The sequence below is a fragment of the Arthrobacter sp. Leaf141 genome, from assembly GCF_001424565.1.
Lineage (GTDB): Bacteria > Actinomycetota > Actinomycetes > Actinomycetales > Micrococcaceae > Arthrobacter.
The window spans coordinates 151,096-175,499 of sequence record NZ_LMOL01000004.1; the positions used below are offsets into that span (position 1 = coordinate 151,096).

The 24,404-nt window shown below is 66.0% G+C and carries 22 protein-coding genes and 2 pseudogenes; 15 read left to right on the plus strand and 9 right to left on the minus strand.

Annotation, left to right across the window (positions count from 1 at the left end):
* Positions 1-67 precede the first annotated feature (67 nt).
* The gene (locus ASF72_RS02255; RefSeq protein ID WP_056596180.1) at positions 68-757 is read left to right on the plus strand and encodes a DsbA family protein; all 690 of its coding nucleotides are present in this window, start codon (positions 68-70) and stop codon (positions 755-757) included.
* Between the two features lie 42 nt (positions 758-799).
* Positions 800-1,246 carry a MepB family protein gene (locus ASF72_RS02260; RefSeq protein WP_082483959.1) on the plus strand — a complete coding sequence of 149 codons (447 nt, stop codon included), beginning with the start codon at positions 800-802 and terminating at the stop codon, positions 1,244-1,246.
* 105 nt (positions 1,247-1,351) lie between these two features.
* Here the strand turns inward: ASF72_RS02260 and ASF72_RS02265 are convergent, their stop codons facing one another.
* Entirely contained in the window at positions 1,352-2,548 is a 1,197-nt protein-coding gene (locus ASF72_RS02265; protein WP_056596183.1) for a TerC family protein, read from the minus strand.
* Positions 2,549-2,755: 207 nt separating this feature from the next.
* Here ASF72_RS02265 and ASF72_RS02270 point away from each other — a divergent pair, with 207 nt between their 5' ends.
* On the plus strand, positions 2,756-3,364 hold the full coding sequence (locus ASF72_RS02270; protein WP_056596186.1) for a DUF1349 domain-containing protein: 609 nt from the start codon (positions 2,756-2,758) through the stop codon (positions 3,362-3,364).
* A gap of 31 nt (positions 3,365-3,395) precedes the next feature.
* Here ASF72_RS02270 and ASF72_RS02275 read toward each other — a convergent pair.
* A pseudogene (locus tag ASF72_RS02275) lies at positions 3,396-3,698 on the minus strand (DEAD/DEAH box helicase); the annotation flags it as partial.
* Between the two features lie 71 nt (positions 3,699-3,769).
* Between ASF72_RS02275 and ASF72_RS02280 the strand changes: the two are divergent.
* On the plus strand, positions 3,770-6,097 hold the full coding sequence (locus ASF72_RS02280) for an FdhF/YdeP family oxidoreductase (protein ID WP_056596192.1): 2,328 nt from the start codon (positions 3,770-3,772) through the stop codon (positions 6,095-6,097).
* A 272-nt stretch (positions 6,098-6,369) separates the two neighbouring features.
* Here the strand turns inward: ASF72_RS02280 and ASF72_RS02285 are convergent, their stop codons facing one another.
* Positions 6,370-6,699 (minus strand): DUF6457 domain-containing protein, encoded by a 330-nt coding sequence (locus ASF72_RS02285; RefSeq protein WP_050683908.1) that lies wholly within the window; start codon positions 6,697-6,699, stop codon positions 6,370-6,372.
* A gap of 84 nt (positions 6,700-6,783) precedes the next feature.
* On the opposite strand from ASF72_RS02285, the gene ASF72_RS21245 reads away from it, so the two are divergent.
* From ASF72_RS21245 to ASF72_RS02305, 4 genes are all read left to right on the plus strand, one after another.
* Positions 6,784-7,398, plus strand: coding sequence for a GNAT family N-acetyltransferase (locus tag ASF72_RS21245; protein ID WP_442854147.1), 615 nt, complete (start codon positions 6,784-6,786; stop codon positions 7,396-7,398).
* A gap of 415 nt (positions 7,399-7,813) precedes the next feature.
* Entirely contained in the window at positions 7,814-8,782 is a 969-nt protein-coding gene (locus ASF72_RS19905; RefSeq protein ID WP_235504637.1) for a S1C family serine protease, read from the plus strand.
* A gap of 86 nt (positions 8,783-8,868) precedes the next feature.
* Positions 8,869-10,230, plus strand: a complete 1,362-nt coding sequence (locus tag ASF72_RS02300) for an MFS transporter (protein ID WP_056596198.1) — start codon at positions 8,869-8,871, stop codon at positions 10,228-10,230.
* Between the two features lie 47 nt (positions 10,231-10,277).
* Positions 10,278-10,484 (plus strand): hypothetical protein, encoded by a 207-nt coding sequence (locus ASF72_RS02305; RefSeq protein WP_056596201.1) that lies wholly within the window; start codon positions 10,278-10,280, stop codon positions 10,482-10,484.
* A 13-nt stretch (positions 10,485-10,497) separates the two neighbouring features.
* On the opposite strand, the gene ASF72_RS02310 is transcribed toward ASF72_RS02305, so the two are convergent.
* Positions 10,498-11,244: an ArsR/SmtB family transcription factor gene (locus ASF72_RS02310; RefSeq protein WP_050683903.1), complete on the minus strand. Its 747-nt coding sequence runs from the start codon at positions 11,242-11,244 to the stop codon at positions 10,498-10,500.
* A gap of 247 nt (positions 11,245-11,491) precedes the next feature.
* Between ASF72_RS02310 and ASF72_RS02315 the strand changes: the two genes are divergently transcribed.
* Positions 11,492-12,025, plus strand: a complete 534-nt coding sequence (locus tag ASF72_RS02315) for a hypothetical protein (RefSeq protein ID WP_056596203.1) — start codon at positions 11,492-11,494, stop codon at positions 12,023-12,025.
* Positions 12,026-12,055: 30 nt separating this feature from the next.
* Here ASF72_RS02315 and ASF72_RS02320 read toward each other — a convergent pair.
* Positions 12,056-13,311 (minus strand): annotated as a pseudogene (locus ASF72_RS02320) (MFS transporter).
* 280 nt (positions 13,312-13,591) lie between these two features.
* Here ASF72_RS02320 and ASF72_RS02325 point away from each other — a divergent pair.
* From ASF72_RS02325 to ASF72_RS02335, 3 genes are all read left to right on the plus strand, one after another.
* The gene (locus ASF72_RS02325) at positions 13,592-14,497 is read left to right on the plus strand and encodes a 2-hydroxyacid dehydrogenase (protein WP_442854149.1); all 906 of its coding nucleotides are present in this window, start codon (positions 13,592-13,594) and stop codon (positions 14,495-14,497) included.
* 61 nt (positions 14,498-14,558) lie between these two features.
* Complete coding sequence (locus tag ASF72_RS02330; RefSeq protein ID WP_056596208.1) at positions 14,559-15,029, plus strand: SRPBCC family protein; 471 nt, start codon at positions 14,559-14,561, stop codon at positions 15,027-15,029.
* A gap of 3 nt (positions 15,030-15,032) precedes the next feature.
* Complete coding sequence (locus tag ASF72_RS02335; protein ID WP_056596211.1) at positions 15,033-15,377, plus strand: iron chaperone; 345 nt, start codon at positions 15,033-15,035, stop codon at positions 15,375-15,377.
* Between the two features lie 9 nt (positions 15,378-15,386).
* On the opposite strand, the gene ASF72_RS02340 is transcribed toward ASF72_RS02335, so the two are convergent.
* Positions 15,387-16,250 carry a sugar phosphate isomerase/epimerase family protein gene (locus ASF72_RS02340; RefSeq protein ID WP_056596214.1) on the minus strand — a complete coding sequence of 288 codons (864 nt, stop codon included), beginning with the start codon at positions 16,248-16,250 and terminating at the stop codon, positions 15,387-15,389.
* A 333-nt stretch (positions 16,251-16,583) separates the two neighbouring features.
* Here ASF72_RS02340 and ASF72_RS02345 point away from each other — a divergent pair, with 333 nt between their 5' ends.
* On the plus strand, positions 16,584-17,540 hold the full coding sequence (locus tag ASF72_RS02345; RefSeq protein WP_157370872.1) for a hypothetical protein: 957 nt from the start codon (positions 16,584-16,586) through the stop codon (positions 17,538-17,540).
* On the opposite strand, the gene ASF72_RS02350 is transcribed toward ASF72_RS02345, so the two are convergent.
* Positions 17,537-19,402, minus strand: a complete 1,866-nt coding sequence (locus ASF72_RS02350) for a hypothetical protein (protein WP_056596220.1) — start codon at positions 19,400-19,402, stop codon at positions 17,537-17,539. The genes ASF72_RS02345 and ASF72_RS02350 overlap by 4 nt on opposite strands.
* A gap of 352 nt (positions 19,403-19,754) precedes the next feature.
* Here ASF72_RS02350 and ASF72_RS02355 point away from each other — a divergent pair, with 352 nt between their 5' ends.
* Positions 19,755-20,135 (plus strand): VOC family protein, encoded by a 381-nt coding sequence (locus ASF72_RS02355; protein WP_050683894.1) that lies wholly within the window; start codon positions 19,755-19,757, stop codon positions 20,133-20,135.
* A gap of 112 nt (positions 20,136-20,247) precedes the next feature.
* Here the strand turns inward: ASF72_RS02355 and ASF72_RS02360 are convergent, their stop codons facing one another.
* Entirely contained in the window at positions 20,248-21,501 is a 1,254-nt protein-coding gene (locus tag ASF72_RS02360; RefSeq protein ID WP_056596224.1) for an MFS transporter, read from the minus strand.
* Positions 21,498-21,971: a MarR family winged helix-turn-helix transcriptional regulator gene (locus ASF72_RS02365; protein WP_056596227.1), complete on the minus strand. Its 474-nt coding sequence runs from the start codon at positions 21,969-21,971 to the stop codon at positions 21,498-21,500. The genes ASF72_RS02360 and ASF72_RS02365 overlap by 4 nt, the downstream gene beginning before the upstream one ends.
* A 371-nt stretch (positions 21,972-22,342) precedes the next feature.
* Here ASF72_RS02365 and ASF72_RS02370 point away from each other — a divergent pair, with 371 nt between their 5' ends.
* The gene (locus ASF72_RS02370) at positions 22,343-24,400 is read left to right on the plus strand and encodes a beta-galactosidase (protein ID WP_056596231.1); all 2,058 of its coding nucleotides are present in this window, start codon (positions 22,343-22,345) and stop codon (positions 24,398-24,400) included.
* The last annotated feature ends 4 nt before the right edge of the window (positions 24,401-24,404 follow it).

Genomic DNA, 24,404 nt, shown 5'->3' on the forward strand with positions numbered 1-24,404 from the left:
CACGGCGGGGGATAGGGTGACACTCCCCGAATCGCTGGAACCGGGTCGGCTCTGGAAGGGTGGTCCCATGACGGAAACCAGCGCTGACCACACCAACGCCTCCGGCCTGGCCCGACGGGTCCGGGCCGCGATCTGGGTGGTGCTGGCGGCCGTGGTGGTTGCCGGCGTGACGTGGTATTTCGTTATGGCCGGCCAAAGCCAGGCCCGCGACGTCCAGCCGGCTGCTGCCGCGCAGGTGGTGCGCGCTGACAGCCACCGGCTCACCGCTCCCATGGAGGAGAAGGCGCAGCTGGTGGAGTTCCTGGACTTCGAATGCGAAGCGTGCCGGGGCGCCATTCCCCTGATCGAGAGCCTGAAGGCTGAATACGGGGACCGGATCACTTTCGTCCACCGCTACTACCCGCTGGCCGGGCACCGGAACTCGGTCACCTCGGCCCTCGCGGTGGAGGCCGCCGCCCAGCAGGGCAAGTACCAGGAGATGGCGGACCGGCTGTTCGAGACGCAGCCCCAATGGGGTGAAAGCAGCGAGTCAAAGGCTCAGCAGTTCCGGACGTACGCGCAGGAGCTGGGCATGGACCTCGCCGTCTATGACGCCGCGGTTGCCTCCGACGCAACGCGGCAGCGGGTGGAACAGGACATTGCCGACGGCAAAGCGCTGGGCGTCACCGGAACGCCCACGTTTTTCCTCGACGGCAAGAAGCTCCGGCTGGATACCGAGGCGCAGTTCCGGCAACTGCTGGACGACGCCGTCCGTTGAGCAGGCAGCCCGGCCGGCGATGGCGCGGGTAGGCTCGGTCCGGTGACGGAACCTGCCTTCGAACGGTATGCCCGGGATGTCCTGGCGCCCGCCGGTATCCCCTGGTCCGTTGGTGGCGACGCTACCAACGAGGATTACGAGGGAGCGGTGGCCCAGCTGGGGGACCAGCGATGGCGGGTCCGGACCGCGCGCATCACACCACGGAAACCGGGTGCCTTCCTGGCCTTCTGGCGCAGGGCAGCGGACGGCAGCACAGCACCGTTCCCGGCGGACGCGCAGGACGGGCTGTTGGTGCTTGTCGACGACGGCGGGCGGCGAGGCGGGTTCCGTTTCACCGCTGACCAGCTGGAGCGTCTCGGCATCACCTCATCCGCAGGGCACCCGGGCAAACGCGGCTTCCGCGTCTACCCGGCGTGGAGCACAGACCTCAACCCGCAGGCCGCCCGGACCCAGCGGTCCCAGGCCCCGGCCTTCTTCGAACTGGACTGACCCCAGCAGCCCCAACAAGCGGCAGCACCAGCAACTCCAGCAGGCCCAACAAAACCGGCCGGTCCCCGCGAAAGGGAACCGGCCGGCGTCGTACACGTGGGGGAATTACTTGATACCGGCCCGCACCTGGGCTTCGTCATGCTCGGCGTGGGCCTTCTTGATCAGGGCAATGAACTCGGTCTCGTTCCGGATGAGGCGCTTGTACTTCTCCGGAAGGCTGCGGATCTGCTGTTCCTCGCGGCACATCTTGGCGAAGATCTTGTCGCGCTCGCCCATGTTGGTCTCGTAGTTGAGGTCCAGGTATTCGGTGGCGTGGCGCTTGGCACCGGAAACAGCGTTTTTGGCCTTGCCCTTGGGGCTGAAGATGGACGCCAGGATGGTGATGACCAGGACGCCCAGGATCACGGACAGGGACAGGCCGGTGCTGATCTCCACCACGTTCACCGGCTCGCCGTCGTTGATGAACGGCACGTTGTTCTCGTGGAGGGCGTGCAGGATGAGCTTGACGCCGATGAATCCGAGGATGGTGGCCAGGCCGTAGGAGAGGAAAATGAGGCGGTCCAGCAAGCCATCGATGAGGAAAAACAGCTGCCGGAGGCCCATCAGGGAGAACGCGGTGGCCGTAAAGACAATGAACACATTCTGGGTGAGGCCGAAGATTGCGGGGATGGAGTCGAGGGCAAACAGGATGTCCGTGGCACCGATCGCGATCATCACCAGCAGCATGGGCGTGAGGACTTTTTTACCGTTCTCCATGGTGAACAGCTTGTCGCCGTCGTAGTGTTCCGACGCCGGCAGGAACTTCTTGGCCATCCGCACAATAAAGGAGTCGGAATCGTCGTCGTGGTTGCTGGGTTTGAGCAGGTTGCCGGCAGTGATCAGCAGGATCAGGCCGAAGAGGTAAAACACCCAGGCGAAGCTGTTGATGAGGGCGGCGCCCAGGAAAATGAACCCGGTCCGCGCGATCAGGGAGAAGACGATGCCGAACAGCAGTACCTTCTGCTGGTCCGCGCGGGGCACCTTGAAGCTGGCCATGATGATGAGGAACACAAAGAGGTTGTCCACGGACAGGGCCTTCTCCGTGACGTAGCCGGCGAAATATTCCGTGCCCATGGTGGGCCCGCCGAACCAGAGGACGCCGAGGCCGAACAGCACCGCGATGCCCACGTAGATGCCGGACCACAGGGCCGATTCCTTGAGCGTGGGGGTGTGGGCCTTGCGCACGTGGAAGAAGAAATCGAAGGCCAGCAAACCGACGATTCCCACAATGGTTAAAATCCAGACAAATGGGGCTACTTCCATGCTGTGGGCCTTTCGTCGCCGTACACACTCGGCCCGGCCGGGGGGATCCAGCGGGCCGTCTTTGCTGGTCCAAGGGTACCGTTCAGCATCCGGCCTGACGGCCCAAACGGGTCTGGACGGTATTATCCCGAGCAACGCCACAAGCCGGACCGCCCGGGTTCCCGGCACGTCCACGAAAGAAGGTCGCCCCGTTGCGCATCCGATCCCTTGCAGTGCCCGGACTGCCCTTCCCCCCTCGAAGCTGCCGGCGCCGCGGCACCCGTGGCGCCCGTCGTCGTCGGCGGTGAAGTCCGGCTGACCGCAGCCCCCGGTGCTGATCTTTTCCTTGATCCGAAAGGGGCGTCGGACCCGCGGCCGGACGCCGAGCGCTGGACGGCTCCCGTCCAGGGCGACTTCCAGCTGCAGGCCCACGTGGCTGCAGGCTTCGCCACCGATTTCGATTCCGGGGTCCTGCTGGGCTGGTTCGACGACGACACCTGGTTCAAGGCCTGCGCCGAGCGTGACCCTTCCGGCATGACCCGTGTGGTGTCAGTGGTAACCCGTGACGGCGCATCGGATGACTGCGACAGCTGGCCCATCGACTCCACTGGGACGTACCTGCGGATCAGCCGGTTCGGGGCGGCCTTCGCCCTGCACGCATCCACCGACGGCCAGAACTGGAACATGGTGCGCTACTTCCGGCTGGGCCGGCCCGCGGCAGAACCGGTCCGGGTGGGCTTCGTGGCGCAGTCACCGGCGGGGCAGGGAACCTGGGCCACGTTCCGGGACATCCGCTTCAGCCGTTACACCCTCGGGGCCGTCCGGGACGGCTCCTAACGCCAGGGACGACACAGGAGCCGGCCCGCCCTACGGCGCAGTCCGCACCAAGGTCCGCCGACAGCCCGTCAAGCTGATCCTCCTGCAGGGCGATGAGCGGGGAAATGACGACGGCGGGACGTCCCGTGGTGTTGTGCAGGTACCGGGCCGCCACCTGGTAGATGGCCGACTTTCCGTAGCCAGCGGGCATCACGGCGAGGACATCCCTGCCATCGGTCAGTGCCTCCATGCCGGCCAGCTGCCCGGCGTGCAGTCGGAGCAGGGAAAAATCGGCGGCGGCCAGCTTAACCGGCCCCAGGCCCGCATGCCCATGCTTCCTTGACTTCCCGGACACCCTGAACAACTGTGGAGGGAACCGCGGTGTCCGGAAGGGCGGCGGCCGGACCAAGCCAAGGAGCATGCAGCGTGAAGCGCGAAAACCCGAAGGTCAATGAAGCCGACGAGTCCGGCATCGAGGTCACCGGCCACCCCAAGGCCTGGGCAGCGGGCGTGCCGGGTGTCTACCACTCGATGCAGCCCGCCCTGACACACATGGGCGTGGACCGGGCACGGAAAACCCTGCTGGCGTTGAACCAGAAAGACGGGTTCGACTGCATGAGCTGCGCCTGGCCGGACCCGGGCCACCGCAAAACGTTCGAGTTCTGCGAAAACGGCGCCAAGGCCGTGACGTGGGAAGCCACACCCGTCCTGGTCCACAGCGGCTTCTGGGCGGAGAACCCCGTCAGCGAACTGCGGCAGCGCTCCGAATACTGGCTGGGCATGCAGGGCCGGCTTACCGAACCCGTGTACAAAAAGGCCGGGGCGGACCATTACACACCCGTCAGCTGGGAGCAGGCCTTCACCATCGTGGCGGACAGGTTGGCAAGCCTGCCCAGCCCGGACCGGGCAGCCTTCTACACCAGCGGCCGCACCTCAAACGAGGCCGCGTTCCTTTACCAGCTGTTCATCCGCGCATACGGCACCAACAACCTGCCCGACTGCTCCAACATGTGCCACGAATCCTCGGGCTGGGCCATGGGCCAGACCATTGGGATCGGCAAGGCCACCGTCTCCTATGGCGACTTCGAAAAAGCGGACCTGATCATCGTGATGGGCCAGAACCCGGGCACCAACCATCCGCGGATGCTCACCGCACTGGAGGAGGCCAAGGAGGCAGGTTGCCGGATCGTGGCAGTGAACCCGCTGCCTGAGGCCGGACTGATGCGGTACAAAAACCCGCAGAAGGTCAAGGGCATCATTGGCCGCGGCACGGAGCTGGCGGACCAGTTCCTGCAGATCCGGATCGGCGGGGACATGGCCCTGCTGCAGGCGGTGTCCAAACGGGTGCTCGATGCGGAAGACGCCCATCCCGGAACCGTCCTGGACCACAAATTCCTGGCGGAGCACTGCGAGGGCCTGGCCGAACTCCGGGCCCACCTTGCCGGGCTGGACGAAGCAGCCGTCCTGGCCGCCACCGGGCTGCAGGCGGCGGACATCGACGAACTGGCCGCCCGATACCTTGCCGCGGACAAAGTGATCATCACCTGGGCCATGGGCATCACGCAGCAGAAAAAAGGCGTGGCCACCATTAAGGAAATCATCAACCTGCTCCTGCTCCGCGGCAACATGGGCAAGCCCGGCGCGGGGGCCTCACCCATCCGCGGGCACAGCAACGTCCAGGGGGACAGGACCATGGGCATCTGGGAACAGATGCCGCCGGCCTTCCTGGACGCCCTGGGCGAGGAGTTCAGCTTCGACCCGCCCCGCAAGCACGGCTTTGACGCCGTGGAAACCGTCCGGCAAATGCGCGACGGCGGCGTGGACGTATTTGTGGGCATGGGCGGCAACTTCGTGGGCGCCATTTCAGACACGGCCGCGGCTGAGGCCGCCATGGAAAAGACTGCCCTCTCGGTGCAGATCTCCACCAAGCTCAACCGGTCGCACACGGTCACCGGTGCCGAAGCGCTGATCCTTCCCACGCTGGGCAGGACGGAAATCGACCTGCAAAAATCCGGGCCGCAGTTCGTCTCCGTGGAGGACACCGTGTGCGCCGTCCATGCCTCCCACGGCGTGGTGGAACCGGTGGCGCCGGGGCTGCTGTCCGAGGTGGCCATTGTCTGCCGGCTTGCCGCCGCGGTGGTGGGGGACAGGACCTCGGCGGACTGGGCAGGATTTGAAGCGGACTACGACCTGATCCGGGACCACATTTCCCACGTGGTGGCAGGGTGCAGTGACTACAACACTAAGATCCGGCAGAAGGGCGGGTTCGTTTTGCCCAACGGCCCCCGCGATTCCCGGACCTTCAGTACGCCCACCGGCAAGGCGATCCTCACGGTCAATGAACTCGAACACGTGGAGCGTCCTGCGGGCACCTTGATCCTGCAGAGCATGCGTTCCCACGACCAGTTCAACACCACCATCTACGGCCATAACGACCGGTACCGCGGGATCCGGAAAGGCCGCGAAGTGGTGTTTGTAAATCCCGACGACCTCGCCGAGCTGGGCCTCGCGGACGGCCAGCACGTGGACGTCCACGGTGTGTATGCCGACAACGTGGAACGTGTGCTGCGCAACTACCGGCTGGTGTCATACCCGTCGGCAAAGGGCTGCGCCGCCGCCTACTACCCGGAAGCCAACGTCCTGGTGCCGCTGGATTTTGTGGCGGAGGGGAGCCAGACGCCGGCGTCCAAAGCCGTCGTCGTGCGCCTGCAGCCGGTACCGGCGCTGGAAGAGGAGCCGACGGCGGGCGGCTAGCGGGTTCCAGGCATCGGATCCTGCCGCTACACGCTGTCCAGGGAGCCATTCGTGCGGTAGTTCCGGATGGCGTTGAACTGGTCCCACAACGTCACGGCCCAGATGACAACTACCGCGTCAGGATTCACCCAGGCGGGGGTTGATCCACCCAGGCCGGCTCCGGGGGCAGCACGGAAGTCGGGGGCGCCTTCGCGGCGCGCCGGACCGGCCGGGAGGTCCGGCGCATGCGGAAGCCCGGAAGATGCGCGCAGGCCTACAAGGGGCGCAGCGCTCTACTGCGCGGTATCGGCCCAACCGCCCGCGGCCGGGCCGCCGTCGTGCCCTTGGCTGCAGAGCTGGAACGCAGTGCGGGCGGCCTTTTCCACTGCGGCAGCGGAGGCCTCGCGGGATCCGGCACTGCCGGAACCGGCGTCCAGCCCGGCTGCATAGCCCACCAGGAACGTGGTGACGGGGGCGGCCGCATGGATCACCGAGCCGGCCGATTCGCGGGCCAGATCCAGCAGGAGTGCCTGGTCCACCTTCAGGTCAAGGATTTGCAGGGCCTGCGCCAACCGGTGGCTCCACTGGTCCAAAACCTGGGCTTCGTCGTCGCTGACTGCCATTTCTCCGCTCCCTGTCGCAGGATGTTCTCCGTTTGCCGACACTACAAGGATTCGGGACGGAAGTCACCGGTTGGCGGGGGCCAGGTGCACACGGTCAAGATACTCACCTCCCTGGCGGAAGGCGGCCACTACGACCTCATTATGCTTTCCCTCAAGGGCCCTGCCTTGGCCGCGGCACTGTCCGTCGACGCCCACATCCGGGCCAGGCTCTGGGAAAAGTGGGCCTTCATTGCGGCGGACGTCATCACGTGCCGCCGCGGAGCGCCGGGTCACGGAAATAACTCCCGGCCGGGGCGGGTTACGCTTTTCAAAGCCCGCCCGTACCCTGTCCCTGAAGGAGCCCCCGTGAGTGCCATCTCCGTCCGTCACCGCCCTGATCGCGACCGCTTCGAAATCCTGGATGCCGGAAATGTGATCGGAAAGGCCGTCTACAGGGATTACGACGGCGACGGGCAGGGTCAGCGGATTTTCTACCATACGGTAATCAACGAGGAATACGGCGGACAGGGCCTCGCCGGCCAGCTCGCCACCGTAGCGCTCACCGCCACGGTGGAGGCCGGCCTGGGCATCGTGCCGGTATGCCCGTTCATCAAGAAGTTCCTGGTGAAACATCCGGAGTTTGCCGGGAGCGCCGTTCCGGTCAGGCCGGCGCATCTGGCGTTCCTGGACGCGGCGCTCGCAGCCCCCACGCCCGGATGACCCGGGCGGACAAGTAGTCACTCCGTAAACAATCGGGTACCCCAAATGCTTGGGGTTCCAGAACTGTCCCGGCTAATTTGAAGGCAACCGCTTCCTGCGGCCGCCGGCTGAACGTCAGGACAACTTCAATGGCGAATGAGAACCCCCCAACCAGACTGTGGCAGTCGGCCGCCGGTGTGGCTGTGGCCGGCCTGCTGTTGGCTGGATGCAGCAGCCCGTCCCCGCAGGCTCCCACGCAGGTTCCTGAAGCCGGCGGGCAGCAGGGGCCAACACTGACACCAACCCCCACGCCGTCCGTCAGCCCCACCCCAACGCTGTCGGTCACGCCAACTCCTACGCCCACCCCCACCGCCATTCGCCGAAGGGCTGGCCGGCTGTCGTGGCGGAAGTGCGGTCCGGTGTCGGGCAGTTCAGTGTGACGGGCTGCGAATTCAGTGCAACGGGCACAGGGTTCCTGATTGCGCCGGACCTGGTGGTCACCGCTGCCCACGTGGTGGATGATGCGTCCGCCATCAGCATTGCCTTCGGTGGTGAGCCTTCCGTCGAAGGAGTTGTCCTGGGGTTCAACGAACTGGCGGACCTGGCATTGGTCAGGATCAACAGGCCCGTCGCGGGCCATCAACTTCAGTTCCAGGAGGCCCAGCCGCCCATCGGGACCGACGTCGCCGCCCTGGGTTTCCCGTTGGGGGAGCCACTCACTCTGACCCGGGGGATTGTGAGCGGCCTGGACCGTGAGGTGAACTTTGGCAGCGGACGGATTGGAAACATGATCCAGACGGATGCAGCCATCAACCCGGGAAACAGTGGCGGACCCCTGCTGGATGAGCAGGGCTTCGTTACGGGCATCATCAGCGCGGGGACCGTTGGCGCCGAGGGCATGTCGTACGCGGTCGCTGCCCCCAGGGCGGCGGAAGCAGTCGCGGAATGGCAGCTTCGCGGGGTGGTGCGGGCGCCGGTCACGTGCGGGAACGCGCCGGCGCCGAACTCCGGCTTTTTTCCCATGACCATCAGTTCCAACCACGATCAGGCGACCAACATCGGCCAGGCCCTGCTGCTGCACGGCCAGGGAATCAACCGTGGCGCATATTCTGCTGCCTTCAAGCAGTTCACGCCGGAACTGGGGGCCAGCTTCGGCGGTGAGGCGGAGTGGAGCAAAGGGCTCGGTTCCTCATATTGGACCAAGCTGGACGTGGTGAACGTGACCGGAACCGGCGATTCCCTGGTGGCCAACGTCAGCCTGAGGACCCGGCAGGACGCAGCGCACGGGGTGGCGGGCCAGACATGCTCCGACTGGCGCATCGCCTACACCGTGGTCTGGGACGGGGCCGCGTGGCTTATCGCCGGAACGGCGTTGCCGCACGGCAATCCGCAGGCGTGCGTCTGAGCGGGACGCGCATCGTCAGCCCCCGACGCGCAAAGCGGCAAGGTACTTTGCGCGTCGCCTGCTGACCTGCCTGCCAGACTGTTACCGTGAGCAACAAACCGCGGCCCTCCCTGGCCCTCGCCGGCCTCAGCCTGGGCGCCTCGCTGAACCCGCTGAACTCGTCCATGATCGCTGTGGCCTTGGTGGTGCTGCGCGCCGACTTCGGTTTGGATGTGGCCGCGGTGACCTGGGTGGTCACCTCCTTCTACCTGGCATCGGCTGCCGGGCAGCCCGTGATGGGCAGGCTCGCGGACCGGTTCGGGCCGCGGCGGATGTTTATGCTCGGCATGGGGCTGGTGGCCGTCACCTGCGTGCTGGCGCCGCTGGCCCCGAACTTCGCGCTGCTGTGCGTGGCCCGGGCAGTGATGGCACTGGGCACCGCCACCGCGTATCCCAGCGCCGTGGTGATGGTGGGCGCCATCGCCCAACAGGCCAGGGTCGAATCGGCCAAACCATTGGGCAGGCTGCAGATGGCCAATACGTCCGCCGCGGCCGTGGGGCCCGTGGTGGGCGGGTTGCTGGTGGGTTTTGTGGGTTGGGAGGCGTTGTTCCTCATCAATGTGCCGCTGGCTGTGGCTGCCCTGCTGATGGTGCGGCAGGCAGCGCCGGCGGATGAGGTCCGCGAGCGCGGCAGCGTGGCCTCGCTGCTGCGGGACTCCGACCTTCCCGGAATCCTGGCCTTCATCGGTGCGCTGCTCCTGGTGATGATGGCCGCCCTGAACGTTGCTCCCGGGTACCGCTGGTGGATGCTGGCCGCCGGAACAGCCCTCGCCGGCCTCTTTGCGTGGCGCGAACTCCGCTTCAGCCCGCCGTTCCTGGACCTCCGGCTGCTGGGCCGGAACAAGCCCCTGCTGCTTGTGTACCTGGGCTTCGCGGTGTTCAGCAGCGTGTACTACTTTGTGTTTTTTGGCCTGCCCCAGCTGCTGCAGGAAGCGGGCGGGTACGCACCCGGCGTCGTGGGCCTGCTGATGCTGCCCCTGGCGACCATGTCCGTGGTGGCCACACCTTGGGCCGTGAAGGCCATCGGGAAATTCGGCGTGCGCCGGGTGCTGATTGCCGGCGTCGTCCTCCTCTCCGCTGTGGCCGGGCTGATGTGGCTGCTGACCGGCACCCTGGCCATCCCGGTGGTGGTGGTGCTGGCGGCTTTGATGGGTATCCCGTACGGGACCGTCAGCATCGCCTCCAACCAGGGCATGTTTGTATCCACCCGGCCGCAGGAACGGGGCGTGGCCGCGGGGATCTTCCAGACGTGCCGGTACGTGGGCGCCATTACCGCCACGGTGCTGATCGGGGTGTTTGCCGGCGGCGGCGTGGACCAGGCCAGCTGGGCGCGGATGGTGCTGGCCATGCTGGTGTTGTGCGCGGTCACGTTCGGCGTGACCCTGCTGTGGCGTCAACGCACTGACTGACCGAAGGTCAAGCCCCTTGGCGGGCACCGGGGGGTTACCGTGGAAGCATGGACTTCCCGAGGGCAACGCTGTATCTGGACATCGCCGCCAAGGGGCTGGGCCTGCTCGGTGTGGCGCTGATGATCTTTGGCCGTGACGGTTGGTTCTTCGCCGGTGTGGTGGCCGTGTTCCTTGGTGTGGTGCTGGGAGGCTGGAACATGCTGGCCGGCAGGAGGATGCGCCGCCGCGGCTGGGACGGCACCCGCCACGGCTGACCGCCGTCGGCCGTTACGTATACAGCAGGGACCCAGGCGTGGTGAGTTTCTCCCCGGTTTCCAGCCACGTTTTCAGGCCGGAGAGGATCATGGGCCAGCCGCCGTAAAGCTGGTCGTTGGCGCCGTCGCGGAGGTCGCTGTGGGTGACGATGAGGCGGCAGGAATCGCCGACGGGCTCGATTTCCCAGGTGATGGTGGAGGAGCCCTCGGCCTTGACGTCCTCGCCCCACAGGGCCTGCATGGTCTGGACCAGCCTGCGGGGCGGGTCGACCTCCAGGTTCACTCCCTCGCCAAGGCGTGCGCCGCCGTTCGACATCACAAATTTTCCGCCGGGCGTCCAGTCCGCTTCGAGGGTGTTGCCGAACTGGTACTGGCTGCGGATATTGCTGTCCGTGATCGCTTCCCACAGCCGTTCCGGCGTGGTTTTGATGTAGATTTCGAAGATTTTTTCCATGGGACTTTCCAATCTGGATTTGAGGTCGCTGAGGGCAGCGGCCCATGGTGCAGCGAATTTACTGACCCAGCGGTCGTGGACCAGCCGGATGGGAACGGGGTTGAGGAAATGCAGCTTTTCCCGCCCCCGACGGCGGGTCACCACCAGGCCCGCACCCTCAAGGATGCGGAGGTGCTTGGCGATCCCGAAACGGGTCATGGTGAAGTGCGACTCGAGGGCCCCCAGCGGTTGCCCGTCCTCGCGGAACAGCGCATCGAGCAGATCCCTGCGGGTGGGGTCGGCGAGTGCCTTGAACACATCATCCATACTCCCCAGGATAGGTGACCATATGGTCACCTATCAAGGGGTTGGGTGTAGTAAGTGATTGTTGACTCTGCGGAGCTTCTGAGTAGTCTCACTCGCGTACACGTTGAACTGTATTGCCGGTGGGTGTCCAGGACCGGACACGGATCCCGGCGTTGAGCGCCCGCAGCTCTGCAGCTGGACGGTCCGGCGGCGCGGCCAGTTATCTGACTGCGGCCAGCAAGGCCGCCGGTAAAAATCGGAGCCCGTTATGAAAACCACCACAGCACGCAGTTTTGCCCATACCACCCTGCTCGCCGCCGCACTCGCAGCCATCCCGACGGCGGCCGGTGCGGTTCCGCCGCAGCCGGGCACTCCCATGGCAGAAAGTTTCTCCTACGACTTTCCTGCCGGTGTCGCCTGCGCCGGTTTCGACCTGCGGGTGGAGGCCTCCGGCGCCACCGGACGGGTCAGGGAGCTGCTCGATCGGAACGGTGACGTAGTACGGGAGCTGACCACGGGCCGGGGCTACGACCTGACCTTCACCAACCTCGCCACCAACAAAACATATTTTGTTCGTTCCAGCGGCTCCAGCCAGGTGACCATCCCCAACACCGATGGGACCTTCAGTTCCGTCATCCGCGGCTCGGCCCTCATCATCCTTTTCCCTGATGACAAGCCGGCAGGACCCATCAGCTACGTCATCAAGGGCCGCAGCGCCTTCGACTTGCTGGCCAACAGGAGTACCTTCACCTCCCTGGAGATCCAGGGGAGGATAACCGACGTCTGCGCGGTACTGGGATAGGTAGCAGACGATAGCGGGCTGGGCCCGAGGCTAGGAGGTAGGTGCCTGCGTCTCGTCGCGGGCGCTGCCCTGGACCGGCCGCGGATCCAGCCACAACCGCTCCCGCGGCCCGGCCGGGTACGCGTGCCGTTTCCCGCCGAACGCGATGGCCAGCGCCACCACAACCGGCAGGGCGGCGGCGACCGGGACCAGCAGCGGCCCGCCCGCCACCAGCGCTGCCGACCCGTACAGGGCACCGATGGTGATGCCCAGCTGGATGGTCAGGACGGTGAGCCCGTTGGCGGCCTCCTGGTATTCGCCGCCGGCGCGCAGGATGGCGGACTGGTTGTAGATCCCGATCGCGCCGATACCGGCACCCCAGACGGTCATGAGGATCAGGGCCACCACAAAGTTGCCCACCGCCAGCGGCAGGAAAGCCATCGAGACGGCGATGGCCGCCGTCGTGATCAGCAACGAACGGCGCGGCCGTGAATCAACGGTGAGGCCAGCGATCCAGATGCCCAGCAGGCCGGCGAGCCCCAGGACGGTCAGGGACAGGCTGATGGCGTAGTCGGGGAAACCGGCCGCGCGGATGAACGGGGCAATGTAGGTGAACAGCGCGAAGTGCGCCAGGACCAGCAGCGGCCAGGCGATGGCAATGGCTTTCACTCCGGGCTGGGCGATGGCCTTGCGGAGGGAGGGGCGGACGGCATCCGGGATGCGCTGGACCCGCGGCAGCAGGAAAAACGCCAGCACCGTCAGGAGCAGGCCGAATCCGGCCAGAACCAGGAACGCCGACCGCCAGCCCACCAGCGTGCCCAGCGCCGTGCCCACGGGCGCGCCAATGGCCAGGCCCAGGCTGTTGCCGCTGAACACGATGGCCAGGGCCTTGCCCACTTTGTCCGCCGGCACCACGCGGGTGACAAACGGCGCCATGGTGGTCCACAGCAGCCCGTGCGCCAGTCCGCCGATCAGCCGCGCCACCATGGCTGCGGTGAAGTCCGGAGCCAGGGCCACCATCGCGTTGCCAGCGCGAACGTCAGTACCAGCGCCACCAGCAGCGTATGCCGGGGAATCCGGGCCAGCAGCCGGGCCGCCGGCACCACCGTCACCACAATCACCGCGGCGTAGGCGGCGGCAAGATAGCCGGCCACCGGCTCGGACACGTCCAGGCCCGCACTGATCTGGGGCAACAGGCCGGACGGCAGGAGTTCGGTGGTGATGGCGGTGAAGGCGATGGTGGCCAGCACCAGCAGCGGGGCGTACGGGAAACGGGTATTTTCCGGCGCGGAAATCGCGGACGACATGGGAGGGGGGGATCCATTCAGGGGGAGAGGTGGAAGACGGCTCGCTGGCCGGTCAATTCCTCCCCTAAATTTACAGGATTCCCGGCGCCGCTGGGCGTATGACGCCGGGCGGCGTTACGCGCCGTCATACGGACCCAAGCGGCGTATGTGGCCGCCCTGCCGGTACGTTGGAGGGGAGGAAGCTCCGGTCGCCCGGGTCGGGGCAACAGGACCAGGGAGGCGCCATGCGCTCAATGGATAGGGCGGCAATCGGACGTGGGACGGTGGCTGCGTGACGGCGCTGCGGGTGAGCCTGCCCGATGAACGCCTCCTTGCGGCACTTGAGCCGGTTGACGGCGTCGAATTCATCCAGTGGGACCTCTCGGGGACCGCGCCTGAGGGACGCCTGGACCTTCTGGTGCCGCCGTACATGGGCAAGCCTGCCGGGCTCGCTGCGCTCAACGGCGTCGACGTGCGGCTGGTGCAGAGCCAGTCCATCGGGTACGACGGCGTCGCTTCCGTCCTGCCCGACGGTTGCCGTTTCGCCAACGCAGCCAGCGTCCACGAGACGTCGACGGCGGAACTCGCCTTGGGAATGATGATCGCCAGCCAGCGGGGGATTCCCGATTTCGCCCGGAACCAGGTGTCAGGCACGTGGGACAGCTCCATGCGGCCCAGCCTCGCGGACCGCCGCGTGCTGCTGGTGGGTTACGGGGGAGTGGGCAAGGCCATCGAGGACCGGCTCCTGCCGTTTGAAGCGGTGGTTACCCGCCTGGCCAGCCGTGAGCGGGACGAACCTGCCGGGAAAATCCACGGCATCGACTCCCTGTACGGGCAACTGCCGCTGCACGAGATTGTGGTGGTCAGTGTTCCGCTCAGCGATGCGACCCGGCACCTGGTGGATGCAAGGTTCCTGGCGGCCATGCCGGACGGTGCCCTGCTGGTGAATGTGGCCCGCGGACCGGTGGCTGACACGGCGGCGCTGCTGGCCGAAACGCAGTCCGGCCGGCTCCGGGCGGCCCTTGACGTCACGGATCCCGAACCGCTGCCTGCGGACCACCCGCTGTGGACCACCCCCGGCGTGCTGATCACACCACACGTGGGTGGCGCCAGCACGGCCATGTTTCCTCGGATGGTCCGGCTGATCCGGCAGCAGATCGACCTGCTGAAGGACGGAAAAGAGCCGGTGAATATCGTCCTCGGCTGACGGTCGGGAAGCGTCCTGCACGCACCTACCCAAGAGCGGGACCGGCTCCTATGCTTGCCTTATGTCTACCTATGAAGTCCGCCGCAGTGCGGTCATTCCTGCCAGCGCCAATGAGATATTTCCGCTGGTCAACAGCTTCCGAGAGTGGACCGCCTGGTCGCCCTGGGAGAGCGTGGACCCCGGCATGGACCGGCGGTATTTCGGACCCGACACCGGTGTGGGTGCCGGTTATGAGTGGAGCGGCAACCGCAAGGCCGGCAGCGGCACCATGGAGATCGTGGAGTCCGTGCCGGACAGTACCGTCAAGGTCCGGCTGCAGTTCACCAAGCCGTTCAAGGCCCTGAACCCCACCACCTTCACGTTCAGCTCCGTTCCCGGCGGCACCGAGGTCCAGTGGCGGATGACCGGCGAGAACAAGGGAGCTGCCAAAATCTTCGCGTTCTTCGTGAACATGGACAAGATGGTGGGCTCGGACTTCGAGCGCGGCCTTGCATCGCTGGCCGGCACCGTGGCGGCCAGGAAAAAGGGCTGACTTATGGGGACCGTGGCCGAGGCGTTGGCAGCAATGCCGGAGCCGGGCCGCGGTTGCCTTGAGCGGGTAATCCGGATCGCCTATGACCTGGCACCGGAGGCATGCGAAGGGGTCAGCTACGGCATGCCGGCACTGAAACTGGACGGTAAGCCCCTCATCGCCGTGGTGGCAGCAGCCAGGCATCTGTCTATTTACCCGTTCTCGGGTTCCGTAGTGGCTGCCGTTGCCGGAACGCTGGAAGGGTTTTCGCTGTCCAGGGGGACCATCCGTTTCTCACCCGAACATCCCGTTCCGGACAGCGTGGTGGCTGAGATTGTCCGGCTCCGGATGGCGGAAATCAGGGGCTGAGCCGCGGCGCTATGCCAGCAGCATGGCCACGGTGTTGCGCAGCGACGATGCGACCAGGACGTCGTCCTGCTCCGCCACCTTGTCGCAGAAGATCTCGGGGCAGTACCAGCCGTCGAAGCCGGTCGCCTTGGTGGCGTCCACCCATTCCTGCAGCGGAATGTTCCCGGCTCCGGTCCATACGTTCCGTGAAGAGGACTGGTCCGGGACGTCTCCGGCTGCAACCGGCAGGCCATCACAAACGTGGACAGCGGCAATGATCTCTGCCGGAAGGGCAGCGACTTGTTCCACGGTGTCGCCGGTGACCCAGAAATGCCAGAAATCCACGCACAGCTTTGCGTTGGGCCGGTCAATGGTTTCGAGAATCTGCAGGGCCTGGGCCAGCCGGTTGACAGGAGCCCAGGCCAGCGGCTCAAGGTAGAGGCCAACGCCGTGGTCGGCCGCAATGTCGGCAGCCAGGGCCACCCGCCGGGCGGTATCGGCGAGGGCGTCCTTTTCATCCATGCCCAGTGTGCCGCGGAAGCGGGCATCTCCGGGGGCCAGGATCCCGGCCTTGAAATCGTGCACCACGCGGACGTCCACGGGGCCTGTGCACATCTGGACGAAGGGCGCACCCACCACTTGCGCCACCTGGGCCAGCCGGGTGGCGTCCCGGATGAAGTCCTGGTCCGGCGCCTCCTGGATTGCCCCCACACCGGAAACCGGGAATCCAGCCAGGGCGGGTAACAGGTCCTGGGCGGTATAGCCGGCATCGAGGAAACGGAACAGCTTCGGGGTCTGCAACTCCACCGCGTCATAGCCCGCCGCTTTGGCCACGGCAATATCGCGCAAAGTGGTGCCATGGAACGCGGCAGTTGAGTTCATCGAAATCTTCATTGGTTCCTTCAGTTGCGGTTGCCGGGGCAATAATTGGAGCGCTCTAATACTTGTGGAACTTTGTCATGACAAAGTCTTGCTGTCAATGGCGATTCGCGGCACGCCATGAGGGGCAAGGGGCTGGCCGGATTCCTGAAACCTGGGTTTTCCGGCGCTTCAGCGCAGGTCATTGCGCACCGTAAGGCCTGGGAGTACTGTGTGCCCACGGCATGGCGGGCGGCACAGCGTAAGAAGGCGATCCGGATGTGGTTCGGCGGCGTTTCCCAGGAACGGTCCCATCAAAAGCAGGGCAAGGACCAGCGGATAAAACCACCACGGCCCCGTTTGGTCCTTGTGCCTTCGCTGGTTCTGGTTGTTGTCGTTGCCGTGGCCGGCTGCAGCGCTGCGGAACCCGCCGGCGCCGGGCCGGAAAACGTTGGCCAACCCGTGGCGGAAGGGACGGCAGGCGCCAATGAGGCGGCTTTCCTGGATGCGCAGACGCAGGCGACGGCCACCAAAGCAAAGACAGTGGGACCTGCTCCGAACTCCGCCGGCCAGGCGGCGCTGGCACCGGGCAGCCCCGATCCAGGGTGCCAGTTGCTGTGGCCCCGTCGGCAATTTCCCGTGCCGGAATCCGACGCGGAACGCCCCTACCTGGACCAGATCGTTGCCTGCGCGGATGGGGCAACGCTGCGGATCACCAACAACTCCAAAATGGTGTGGGCCTTCTACAGTCCTGACAAAACCACGGTCACACCGGTGGCGCCAACGGACACGATGGTGTTGTTCCACCAGGTGGCGTTCGAAAAGAAGCTGCATCTGTCGGCATTTATGGTCCCCGGCGAGACAGTTTCGGTCCCCATCGGGGCGGCGGAGGGCCTGTCCTGGTTGCTGGATCCGTTTTTGTCACTGGCCTGGACCGGCGGTGCCTGGCTTGAACAGGGAACCGCAAAGGCCGCGAAAGCCGGGACCAAGTACCTGTTCGCCCGCGGCTCCCCGGGCCGGAAGGCGGTGTGGGATTGCACGGAGGCCGTTTACAAGGCGGCTGCTGCGGGGGCCTCCGATGTTGCAACCTGGGATACCGGAAAGACGCTTAAAACCGGGCTTGGCCTCTCCTTCGGTGCCGGCAAGTGCGCCACCTCCTGGCAGGCGGCCCGGCAGTCCGCGGCGGACCTTCCGCCGCTGGCGGCGATCCAGAATGCGCGTGGGCAGGCGCAAATCCTGGAGGCCGACGCCGGGCTGATCAAGCAGGGTGCCAAGGCCTTCAAGCTGACGCTCTGCGCCGTACGGCGGGTCTTCTGCAAACCCTAGGGCTGGCGCGGGGGCCGGGAGGCCAGCGGTTCGACGCCGGTGCCCCGGTTGCTTTCATAGACCAGTACCAGGGCTGTTCCCACGCCCACGGCGGCCATGGTGGGGCCCGCCACGAAATACAGCGGCAGCAGCGTAGCTGTCCACACACCAGCCGCATAAAGCCACACCCACGGCCAAGGGTTCCCGGCGTCGGTCAGCGGGCCCCGGCGGGGCAGGTCACCAGGTTTCCGGTTCGGCCTCAGCTGAGAAAGGGTTCTTTTCCTGCGCCGCTCTACCAGCCCGTGCAGCCAGTTCCACAGGGGGCCGTTGAGTACCGCTATGTAAAAGGCAGCGATGAGCGCTGCTGCCACAGCGTTGGACGGCCAGGTGCCGGGCGCCTGCCAGCTGAAGCCCCCGTAGGAGCAGAACCAGGCTACCCACCACTGCACCTCCGTACCGTCCGCCGGGCTGCACTGCAGTGCCGCCTGCAGCGGCTTCAACGTGCTCAGCCACGACATGATGGGCGGGGCAAGCCCCACCCCGGCAATAGATGCCAAGGCCCGGGTAGCCGCCAGGCTTTTGACCATGACCCGGTGGGGACGGAGCCTCCGGTCCTTAGGGTTGCCGATCGGGATGCCTACGGGGGCGGGCGCCGGCGCTCCGCCGCCCACCACTGGCGGCAGGACGAGCCGCGCCAGTGGGTCGATGACCTCGACCCGGTTCCGCGAATAGACGATGTGATCGTAAATCAGGGCTGCCCGGTTGTAGATGGCGTGTTCCTCGGGACCGGGCCCTGGGGCGGGGTTTTTGGGATTTTTCCGGTCAAACAGGTTCTCGAACACCGGCCGCGTGCCGTTGTGGTCCGTGCTGATGGGACCTGCGGGGACAAAATCGAACTTTCCCCACATGTTGATCCAGCGGAACCTGGTGTTGTGCATCCAGTCCTCAACGGGATCTGTTCCGTTGCCGCCCCATTTGGCGTACCCCAGTAGCCCCACTCCACTGCCTACGGTGACGAAGTTGGTCACTTGGGCGCTGCAGCCACTCAGCCCTTTCTGGAAGAGGACCTGGGCACTCACTGCTGCACCCTGGCTGTGCGCCACCAACGTGATCGGGATGCCCAGGGCATTCCAGGGGGAAAGGGTCCGGATAATGCGCTGGCGCATTGCCGCAGCTTGCAGCGGCCGGCGGAGCCACACCTGGGGATCACCAAGAAACTCGGCGAACAGGCCGACGAAAGCTCCCACGAAGCGGCCCAGGCCGGGCACGTTTGCCAGGAAGATCACCACTCCCAGCAGGGCCAAACCCGGAATCAGGACCACAAAACCCAGAACGGCGGTGCTGGCAGACAGGATGACCTGTTTGATGCGCTTGAGCAACCAGAAGGGATTGCTGCGGGACGGACGCCCCGCATAAAGGTTCCACCACAGGAGCTCCATGGACCGGCCGTAAACCTTCGGCATCATGGTCCAGGCCCACGAATACGTGTCCGTGGCGGTGGCGGGAACGAAGTCCGCGCCCCAGGAGGCCTCGGTGATCAGGATGGTGGCGTATTCGGGGTGGTGCTCCGCCCCGGGGCCTGGGTTGTGGCGGCGCAGGACGCGGGCGCGGATGGAGGGAGTATCGATCACGGCGGAGGCGTCGGTGATGATCAGCGGCGCACACGTCAGGCAGCCCACATCGTCCAGTGCGTAGTCGCGGAAGCTCTGCGCCAGCGGCTGTGCCCATTCCTGCAGCGTCCCGCCCTTCAGCGCCTTGCCCATGCCGTGGACAAACACCACCACCTGGTCCGGGGGTAGCTCCCCGGTGCTGGAAACAGGTGCCTGCCCGGGAAGGCGCCACCAGGACCGGAGTGCCGGAATCACGCGATTGAGGGACCACATAGGTAAATAGTGCGCGGAAAATGATCCGGCGGAACCGGGAAAAAGCGCCGCATTTAGGGGATTCCCCGCACATCGGGGTGCGGGTTGCCGCAGGGCGCCGCGCCCGGCGCAGCCAGATGGCAAGTGCCGCATAAATTCCCTATATCGCCGCAGCCCGTTCAGTTCCATAATGGCCTCATAAGCTACGGGGATTCCCGCGCCACGATGCCGGCCAATGACGGCCGTACCGGGCGCCCGGGTCCCAAGTGGCCGCCCCGGCAGTCGGCGGAACGGGCGGCGACGCGGCCCGGCAGGGGGCCGCAACAGGGGGCGCGCAGAACCGCCGGAGGGAAAAAGCACAAAGGAAATCATCATGCTGAAGGATTCAAATATCATGGCGGTCCTCGCGGCCAAGGACATCAACAGGGCCAAGGATTTCTACCGGGACAAGTTGGGAATGGAGCCGTCCGGGTCAATGGAGGAGGACAGCCTGATGTACACGGCCGGCGGTGGCACCGGCTTCCTGATCTACCAGACTGAAAACGCCGGTTCGGCGAAGAACACCCAGATGGGGTGGGAGACGGACAACCTGGAACGCGACATGGAGGAACTCCGCGGACGTGGTGTCACCTTCGAGGAGTACGACTTCCCCGGGCTGAAGACGGAGAACGGCGTGGTTGCCAATGAATGGGGCAAATCCGCCTGGTTCCTGGACAGCGAAGGGAACATCCTCAACCTTTCCCAGCGCCTCTGAAGCGCCGGGACAGGAAGCAGCAGCAGTACGACGGCGGGATCCGGCGCGCTGGGCCAGCCACGTTGGGAAGGTGGCGGGGAAGCGGTGGCCGGGTGCCGCCGTCGTGCGCTAACTAAACCGCGGGTGCCCGCTTGATGGCGGAGCGGAGCGTGGTGCGCAGCGTGAGGTGGTTGCGCCGGCTGACCACAATTACTGCAACGAGCGCGGTCAGCAGCACGATGATGCCGCCGGCGGCCACCGACCAGCGGGCGCCGAACTCGGATCCGATCCAACCCATCAGCGGGGCGCCCAGGGCGGTGCCGCCCTGCAGGATGGCCAGGTAGAGCGCCAGGACCCGGCCGCGGAACTGCGGTTCCACGGAAAGCTGGATGCTGGTGTTGCAGCTGTTCAGGAACGTGATGGACGCCAGGCCCACCGGGATCAGGATGACGGCGTACAGCCAGAATGTCGGCGATACGCTGCCCAGGATGGTGAAGAAGCCCAGGCCAAGGGCGCCGCCCAGGAGCAGGCGGAGCCGGGGCCCGGACCGGCGTGCCGCCAGCAGCGCACCGGCCAGCGTACCCACGGCCATGATGGAGCCCAGCAGGCCGAACTCGCCGGGTCCCATCCGGAATTCCGTGGTGGCCATCAGCGCGTTGGTGATGGGGAAGTTCATCCCGAAGGCGCCCAGGATCCCCACCAGCACCATGATCAGCACCAGGTCCGGGCGGCGCCGGACGTAGGCGATGCCCTCGGCCACTTGGTGTTTGCTGCGGCTGACGGGGGCAGGCGGCCCCAGTTCCGAGGTGCGGATCCGGAACAGCGAGAAGATGACCGCGGCGAAGCTTGCGGCGTTGATCAGGAACACCGGGCCGGTGCCCACCCAGGCGATCAGCACACCGGCGATGGCGGGGCCGGTGAGCCGTGCGGTGTTGAAGGAAGCGGAGTTCAGGGCCACGGCGTTGGCGATGTTGTCCTGGCCCACCAGCTCCGAGACAAAAGCCTGGCGTGCGGGTGCATCGATGGCGCTGGCGATGCCCAGGCACAGGGCGGCCACATACGCGTGCCAGAGCTGGGCGGTGCCGGTGACCACCAACAGGCCGATGGCCAGGCCGGTCAGGCCCATGGCCAGCTGGGTCCAGAGCAGGATGACGCGTTTGCGGTACCTGTCAGCCAGCACCCCGCCGTAAGGTCCCAGGAGCAGCATGGGCAGGAACTGCAGGCCGGTGGTGATGCCCACGGCGGCGCCGGAGTGGTTGGTCAGGACCGTCAGGACCAGCCAGTCCTGGGCCACGCGCTGCATCCAGGTGCCGATGTTTGATACCAGCGCCCCGCCCGCCCAGATCCGGTAGTTGGGGTTTTCCAGGGCCCGGAACATGGCGCTCATTTGCCGCTCATTTCCTGCATCAGCTGGGCTGCCCGGCTAAGGACGCCCCGGTCCTCGTCACTCAGGCCTGCGACCCGCTGTGCCAGCCACGCTGTCCGCTGCTCCCTCGCCTCGGCGAGGACGGCCCGGCCGGCGCCGGTGATGGTGATGTTCACCTGCCGGCCGTCGTCCGGGTGGACCTGTCGGGAGACAAACTCCTGGTCGGCGAGGGCGTTGACGATCCGGGTCATGGACGGCGCCTGGACATGTTCGAGGTCCGCCAGGCCGCGCAGGGTGAAGGGGCCGTTGCTGTTCAGGTGGGCCAGCACGGTGTACTGGCCGGGGGTGATGGCATCGCCGGTGGCCTCGATGCGGAGCCGGCGGGATGTCCGCATCACGGCGGTCCGGAGCTCGATGGCCAGGCTGTCCTGCGGGCTGTCCGCAGGAGGGGTGTCTTGAGTGGGGGAAATCGTGGTGTCAGTGCCGGCCATATCCGCGGGTGCGCCTCCTGGCGATAATCGTTAGCAATGCTAATTAGCTTCGCTAACAAGTATCCTCCCGCAGGGTCTTCGCGGCAAGGTGCGCGCGGGTGTTCCTCGTCTCAAGCGAACGGTTCCGATAGTTTCCACCCATTCCGCGAAACCGGAAGTGCCCGGCGGTTGATGGCGGGATGGTCTGCGTAGGTCCTGACGCACCGCCGAAGGGTCCCGGCCGGCGGTCCCGCGGCAACCTGGCGTCATCTCGAAAGCGGTTGCTTTCGCCACAGACTGTTGTTATTGCGTAAACTTTACGATAGTTTCTTGTTGTGATGCAGGTCGCACGGTGGGGATGCCGGCGGCCACATGCCAACCAAAGGACAATGATGACCAGCGAGCCACGCAGCAGCACCCCGGAACAAAGACTCAAGGCCCTGCATCAGCGGCTCGGCGGCATCGCCTACGGCGGGGACTACAACCCCGAGCAGTGGCCCCGCGAGCTCTGGGATGAGGACGTCCGCCTGATGAAGGAGGCCGGCGTCAACCTGGTCACCCTCGCAGTGTTCTCGTGGAGCAGGCTTGAAACGGCGGACGGTGTCTACGACTTCGACTGGCTGGATGAAGTGATGGATCTCCTGCACGCCAACGGCATCGGCGTGGACCTGGCCACCCCGGACGCCGTGCCGCCCGCCTGGCTGATTACCCAGCACCCTGACATCCTCCCGGTCCTGGCGGACGGGTCCACCTTCGGGTTCGGCTCCCGGCAGCACTTCGACGTTTCGCATCCTGTGTACCGGGCCAAATCACTGGCCATGGCGGAAACCATGGGGGAGAGGTACGCCACGCACCCCGCGCTGTGCATGTGGCACGTCAACAACGAATACGGTCCCGTGTCCTACGGCCCGCACGCGGACCGGGCATTCCGGATCTGGCTGCAGGAGAAGTACGGCAGCGTGGACCGGCTCAACCAGGCCTGGAGCACGGATGTGTGGGGCCAGGTCTACTCCGACTGGGCCCAGGTCAACGCGCCGGCCCAGCCCCGCACCTGGTCCAACCCGTCACGCAGGCTGGACTACCACCGGTTCACGTCGGACAGCATGCTGGCCCACTACAAGGCGGAGCGGGACATCCTGCGCACGCACACCCCGGACCTGCCCATCGTCACCAACTTCATGCGCTTCTATAAAAACAACGACTACTGGGCCTGGGCAGCCGAGGAGGACTCCGTGGCCCTGGATATCTACCCGGACCCGCGGGAGGAAGACGCCCACGTGGCGGCGGCCCTGAACTTCGACCTGATGCGCTCGCTGCGCAAAGGCCAGCCGTGGCTGGTCATGGAACAGGCCACCGCCGCTGTCAGCCAGTGGTCCGTGAACGTGTCCAAGCTGCCGGGCAAAATGCGGCTCGGCTCCTACCAGGCCATCGCCCAGGGCGCCGACTCCATCCTGTTTTTCCAGTGGCGGCAGGCCAAGGGCGGCACCGAGCGGTACCACTCCGGCATGGTCAACCACGCCGGTCCCAACACCCGGGTGTTCCGCGAAGTCTGCGGACTGGGCCAGGAGTTGAAGAGCCTTGGCGGCATCGCCGGAACGCGGTCCGCTGCGAAGGTGGCAGTGGTCTTCGACTGGGACTGTTGGTGGGCCCTGGAGCTGGGGAATTCGCCGCGTTCCGACCTTAACTATGCGCAGGAAGTACTCCGCCTGTACCGGCCGTTCTTCGACGCCAACATCACTGTCGACTTTGTTGATACCAAAAGTGACCTCACCCCGTACAGCCTGGTGGTCCTGCCGGCCACGTATTTACTGACGGATGGTGCCGCGCAGCGGATCGAGGACTACGTGGCCGGCGGCGGACGCCTGGTGGCCAGCTACCTGTCCGGCATGGTGGACCAGGACAACACCATCCGCTTGGGCGGCTACCCGGGAGCCCTCCGCACGGTCCTGGGCGCCTGGAGCGAGGAACTGCATCCGCTGGCTGGCGAGGGGGAGGAAGTAAAACTGCGCACGACCGACGGCGGCACAGCCTCCGCCGGTTACTGGACCGAGCACCTGCACGCCGAGTCCGCTGACGTCCTGGCCAGTTACGGCTCCGGCCGGCTGGAAGGTTTTCCCGCGGTCACCCGCAACTCGTTCGGCAAAGGTACTGCCCTGTATCTGTCAGCCAGGGTAGACGACTCCTACCTGGCGGACCTGCTCGCAACCGAACGCCAGGGTGCCGGAATCCGCCCGGAACTTCAGGCACCTCCGGGAGTCCAGGTCCGGCGTCGTACTGGTGCTGCACGCAGCTACCTCCTGGTCCTCAACCACAACGATGCCCCGGCTCTGGTTGACCTGCAGGCCGGCGGCACCGACCTCATTACCGGGAACCCTGTCAGCGGCAGGGTGGAACTGGCCGCGAACGGCGTCCTGGTCATCGACGAACCCACCCCACAGACGGCCCGCTAGGAGG